Source organism: Acidithiobacillus ferriphilus, assembly GCF_018854775.1.
Lineage (GTDB): Bacteria > Pseudomonadota > Gammaproteobacteria > Acidithiobacillales > Acidithiobacillaceae > Acidithiobacillus > Acidithiobacillus ferriphilus.
This window is the reverse complement of record NZ_JAAZTY010000212.1, coordinates 1-1,196: the sequence shown is the minus strand read 5'-3', so window position 1 is coordinate 1,196 and position 1,196 is coordinate 1. Positions and strand designations below refer to the sequence as shown.

At 68.4% G+C, this 1,196-nt stretch carries 1 protein-coding gene; it reads right to left on the bottom strand.

Translation table 11 applies throughout. The annotated features are described in order from the left end of the window. Window positions 1-1,196, bottom strand: a 1,196-nt coding sequence (locus HF921_RS12405) for a CsoS2 family carboxysome shell protein (RefSeq protein WP_215893919.1), incomplete at both ends; no start/stop codon positions are given.

Here is a 1,196-nt window from a genome sequence, read left to right as displayed (position 1 = left end):
GGCCGCCGAACGACTCCGGCTGGTAATATGGGCTGCCGGTGAGCTTGCGGCAGGATCCGGGTTCATCCCCGGTCACCCTGACGCTGCGTCCGACTTCGGTTCCACTCACGCGCTGACCCGCCTCGGTGGCGCTTACGCCGACCTTGGCCGGCGTAAGCGCCGGCCGGGTTGCGCAAAAGGATTCAAATGTGTCGGCGCTGAGATATTCGGTGCCGGTCACGGCCTTGCAGGCGCCGTGTTCGTCGCCGGTGACCTTCACGCTACGGCCTATCTCCGCACCACTTACGCTCTGGCCTCGGGCGGTACGGCCTACGCTCACCTTGGCCGGAGCCGGCTCGGGGATGGCGGCGCAGAGGGTGTCGTATTGCTCGGTGCCGATATATTCAGTGCCCGTGATGGCACGGCAACTGCCCGGCTCGGCACCGGTGACCTTGGTGCTCCGCTCCACCTGGGTGCCGGTCACAGATGTGCCACTCAGGGTAGTCCCTTGCTCCACTTTGGCAGGTACTGCAGGCTTCTGACGGGTCCGACCGCTGGGTCGGCACGCCGGCTGGTCGCCGCGTCCTTGCTGGCAGAGCACGTCACGGCGCCTCTGGGCTGCGCCGCGCCCGCGCAATCCCGTCGCCGCACCGGACGTGGATGCGTTGTTGTTCTGCGATGTACGCGAAACACGGGCCCGAGATGGCTCTGATGGCTCTGATGGCTCTTCTGCCATTTTCCCCTGACGGGAAAGCGCGCGACGCCGCTCCTGGCAGAGTTTGCGCACCGCGGAGGCGCTCGGCCCGGCCACCGACGCCGGATCTTCGTCTACCAGCGCGCATACCGCTTCGAGCAATTGTTCCCGCTCGGCGCTTTCAGTGGCCGCCTTCCCCTGGCAGCCGCAGCGCTCAGAAGAGGCGGCGCCTGGCGCCGCGGCAAGCGTTTCCACAGGCGCGGTGGTCATCGGACGATCTGAGGCAAGCACACGAATCCCAGCGCGTGCCGCAGGGTTGGTCTGCGTCGCTTCTATGGCACCGCCTTGCGACAAGGCTGCACGGCGGGCACGGGAAAGCGACCTGCCGGTAGCCCCCGGCGTCGCCAGGGCCGCCGTATTGCCCGTTGTCCGTGCGGCGGACTTCGCCCCCAGAGCGGCGGCACCGTTGTGCGACAACGCCCGCCGCCGCTCCAGCGCGGCGGCACGTGTCGAGCGCGGGGAC